Origin of the sequence: Bacillus sp. JJ1127 (assembly GCF_036965845.1) — a bacterium.
Taxonomy (GTDB): Bacteria; Bacillota; Bacilli; order Bacillales; family Bacillaceae_G; genus Bacillus_A.
In genome coordinates, this window is record NZ_JBALQK010000382.1 from 1 (window position 1) to 4408 (window position 4408).

Genomic DNA, 4408 nt, shown 5'->3' on the forward strand with positions numbered 1-4408 from the left:
TCGTTTTCTGCCTTTATGTAATGTTGTTATTTATTTTGGTATTTATTAATTGATATAATGAAGAATCCAACAATGCCTCCAACGACTGGCAGAGTGATCATTCCTGCTAAAGTAAAGTATTTACTTAAAAATAGTCCATTTACATCCATTACCCAACCAGCGACAAATAGTAACATCATATATAGTACGAAATAAAACTCGCGATTCGAAAGCATTTTACGTTGTGCAGTTCTCATTATCAACACCATCCTTTATCAATTTATAATGGAATTGAAAATGTCACAATTTAGAAAGTAAACTGTCACATTTTGTTCACAATCTAATTGTAAAACTTTCCAAGGAAAATGTCTAGTAGTTTGTGTCAAATTTTTGAACAAAAATAAAGCGTTGTCATTAGACGAGAAAACTAAATACATATATGATTAGAATAAATAAGAAATAATAGAGAGGAGCAGGTATATATGACAGTTTATGATTTTTCTGCAAAAACAATTACAGGAGAAGAAAAATCGCTGAGAGATTATGAAGGAAAAGTGCTTCTCATTGTAAATGTCGCAAGTAAATGTGGATTTACACCGCAATACAAAGGGTTACAATCAGTATATGAAAAATATAAAGAACAAGGATTTGAAATTCTCGGCTTCCCATGTAACCAATTTGGAGGACAAGAACCAGGTACAGAAGACCAGATTACAAGTTTTTGTGAATTAAACTATGGTGTATCCTTTCCGATGTTTGCTAAAGTGGATGTGAAAGGGGAATGGGCTCATCCACTTTATATATATATGACGGAGCAGGCACCTGGAATATTTGGAATGAAGGCAGTGAAGTGGAACTTTACGAAGTTTTTAGTAGGACGTGATGGCAAAGTGATTGATCGTTTTGCACCGAAAACGAAGCCGGAAGATTTAGAGAAAGAGATTGAAAAAATACTTTCATAAAGTGAAAGTTTTCTCAGTGTTTTTTTGTCATTTACCGCTGAATATTGTGAGTTTGAAATTAAGTCGTGCCGTTTTGAATAAAGTTATACCGTTTATAAAAAAATTGCACCTTTATACCCCTTTAGATTATCTAAAGGGGTATATTTATAGTAAAAAGGAAAAGAACATCTGGAATTGAAAGATCGATTAAGGAACTGTTGAGTGACAATAAACTATTTCGTTAAAGGGTCATATTGTTGAAGATGAACTAGGAATAAAAATCAAAATACATAGTTAAGGAAGTGGATGGATGAATTTATTAACTGTTACTGAGGAATTTTTTAATTATGTAAGGGAGTTTTTACTTTTAAGATTTACACTATTTGCTTTGGTCCTCATGACTTTTTCTTTTGTCATAAACCGTATTATTGATTGGTTCTTTAGGAAGTCAAGTTTTTTTGATGAAGAAGTAGAACAGACGATTCAAAGTGTAATTCGATCAATTATTAGGTATGGAATTATAATCAGTCTTGTTTTTTATCTAATTAGTCAATTTATAGATATAAAAGGTATTCTTGCAGGTGCAGGGATTGCCGGAGTTGTCATCGGTTTTGCTGCACAACAGATGCTAAAAGATGTTATATTAGGGTTCGCAAGATTAACGGACAAAGAATTTCGTGTCGGCGATTTTGTTACTTTTAACGGAACAAGCTCAGGTACCATTGAGGAAATTGGTATTCGCTTTATGCAAATTCGTGAATGGTCGGGAAAACTCCTTACCATCCCACATGGAGAGATTAGAACGATACAAAATTTTAATAAAGGCTGGATGCGGATTATTGAAAGGATTACGGTAAGTTATCAAGAAGATCCTACAAAAATAAAGGAATTGTTAGAAAATGTATGTGTTATCTGCAATGAAAAATTGGATCAAAGCCTATATAGGATAGAGGACGAGGCTGTTGAACCATTTCAATATACTGGTGTTACAGACTTAAATCCAAACCTTAAATATGTTGGGTACGAATTTTGTATTGTAGGTTTGGTTAAACCTGAAGAGTATTTTGAAACTTCTAGGCAAGTAAGATTTGAACTAATGTCTATATTCCATAAGAATCAAGTACAAATGCCTGCAGCGAATATGTTCGTTCATACTGAAAAATTACAGGAGATTCCTGGAGAGCAGCTTTCGCCAGGCAGGTAAAGAAAACTAGCTTATTGGAGATCCTAGGTCAGTTCATGAGGTGTAATTGGAAGTTATATTTAGAATTTGGGTTTGTAGACTGGCAGATTTCGATGAGCTTAAGGGGTTAAACAATTCCTCTTAAAAAAAGTAACTTCTGTACTCGGGCGCAATTTTGCAGCAAGAATTGTGCTCAATCTTTATGTATCGGGACATATTTTTGGATAACTAATTTTGGGGATTATAGAAATTTGAGGTGGTTCGTTAGTGGAATAAGGAACATTAAATTAATCAAACTTTTTTATAAAAACCTCATATATAGCTAAAAAGGTTAACTCCATTTTAATCAATCTTTTTTCAAAATAGAGCTTTTGTAGTGGCTGTTAAATAAAGGTTTGTAACTTCATTTTTATCAAATTTTATTCCAGACCAATAAATATGAGTTAAACCAAGGGCTTTTACAACTGTGAATGCAGGATAAAATGTAAGAGTAAATCTGGAAAAGATAAATAAAGTGAATAGGAAATAAACTACATAAGTAACGGTAGTTTATTTCCTATTTTGTATGAGTGCTATTAACGAGGGTGGACGGAAATGAAACATACGTTATCTAAATTAATTTCTACAATTTTAAAGAGAAAAATATTTATTTAACCATAAATTGGAATAATATTCAGCTAGATGGGTTAATCATAAAAAAGAATACCATATTTCTTCGGACACACTTGAATGTTTTTAAAAAGGAGGATATTCATTTTGAGTACAGTAGAAAATACACTATCTATTTTTGCTTTAGGCGGCGTAAATGAAATAGGCAAAAATATGTATGCAATACAATATTCAAACGACATTGTGATAATTGATTGCGGTTCTAAGTTTCCGGATGAAAGTTTATTAGGGATTGATTTGATTATACCTGACATTACATACTTGCAAGAAAATAAGGATAAAATTCGAGGTTTAGTTGTTACACATGGACATGAAGATCATATTGGAGGTATCCCGTATCTATTAAAACAATTAAATGTACCAATTTATGCAACAAAATTAACGCTAGGGCTAATTGAAATTAAATTAAAAGAACACGGACTTCAAAATCTAACACAGTTATCTGTTATTGACTCTGAATCGTTAATTGAGTTTAGACAGATAAGTCTAACTTTTTTCAAAACGAATCATAGTATTCCTGATTGCCTTGGTATTGCTTTTCATACACCAGAAGGAACAGTCGTACATACAGGTGACTTCAAATTTGATTTGACTCCTGTAAATAATCAATATCCGGATATTCATAAAATGGCTAAAATTGGGGGTGATGGTGTTTTAGCTCTACTCTCTGAAAGTACGAATGCAGAACGTGCTGGATTTACTCCATCAGAACGATCTGTAGGCGAGCGGATTGAAGAAGCGTTCATCAAAGCTCGCAGAAAAGTTGTTATCTCTACCTTTGCTTCTAACGTGAATCGTGTACAACAAGTGGTAAATGCAGCTTTAAAAACGAATAGAAAGCTTGCTTTGCTTGGGAGGAGCATGGTAAATGTAGTGTCTGTTGCGCTGGAGCAAGGTTATTTGAATATTCCTGAAGGCATGTTAATTGAAGCAAATGACATCAATCGAATGGATCCAGAAAGAATAGCTATTCTTTGCACTGGGAGTCAAGGTGAACCACTGGCTGCTTTATCTCGTTTAGCAAGTGGAAACTATCGACAGGTAGACATCTTGCCTGGCGATACAGTCATTATAGCTGCAACTCCTATCCCAGGAAATGAACGCAATGTTTCACGTATTATAGATAATTTATTTCTATTGGGAGCTAATGTTATTTATGGGACGGGAAGTTCAACAGGAATGCATGTTTCTGGACATGCCTATCAAGAGGAATTAAAATTAATGCTTACTTTAATGAAACCCAAATATTTCATTCCTATTCATGGCGAATTTAGAATGTTACATCATCATAGTCTATTAGCAGAGTCTGTTGGTGTGAAGAAAGAGAATATTTATGTTATTAGTAATGGTGATGTTGTCGATATAAAGAATCAAATTGCTCATCAAACGAGACGAATACCTGCCGGGAATATATATGTAGATGGATTAGGTATTGGTGATGTTGGAAAGGCTCTTTTACGTGACCGCAAACAACTTTCTGAGGATGGTATGCTTGTTATAGTTATTACTCTTAGTAAAACAGAAGGGAAAATTATTTCTGGTCCGGACACGATTTCTCGTGGATTTATATATGTTCGTGATTCGGAAGATTTCTTGAAGAAAATGAATCGACTAGTTGTAACAACTATTAACAATT

The 4408-nt window shown here is 33.6% G+C and carries 4 protein-coding genes; 3 read left to right on the plus strand and 1 reads right to left on the minus strand.

Annotated features, from left to right (window positions below):
- Positions 1-26: 26 nt before the first annotated feature.
- Complete coding sequence (locus tag V7183_RS24745) at positions 27-248, minus strand: DUF3925 family protein (protein ID WP_170958176.1); 222 nt, start codon at positions 246-248, stop codon at positions 27-29.
- 213 nt (positions 249-461) lie between these two features.
- Here V7183_RS24745 and V7183_RS24750 point away from each other — a divergent pair, with 213 nt between their 5' ends.
- The 3 genes from V7183_RS24750 to V7183_RS24760 form a co-directional block, all read left to right on the plus strand.
- Entirely contained in the window at positions 462-941 is a 480-nt protein-coding gene (locus tag V7183_RS24750) for a glutathione peroxidase (RefSeq protein WP_335361187.1), read from the plus strand.
- A gap of 289 nt (positions 942-1230) precedes the next feature.
- Positions 1231-2124, plus strand: coding sequence for a mechanosensitive ion channel family protein (locus V7183_RS24755; protein ID WP_097899648.1), 894 nt, complete (start codon positions 1231-1233; stop codon positions 2122-2124).
- 708 nt (positions 2125-2832) lie between these two features.
- The coding region (locus tag V7183_RS24760; RefSeq protein ID WP_438825199.1) for a ribonuclease J at positions 2833-4408 on the plus strand (1576 nt) is incomplete at its 3' end.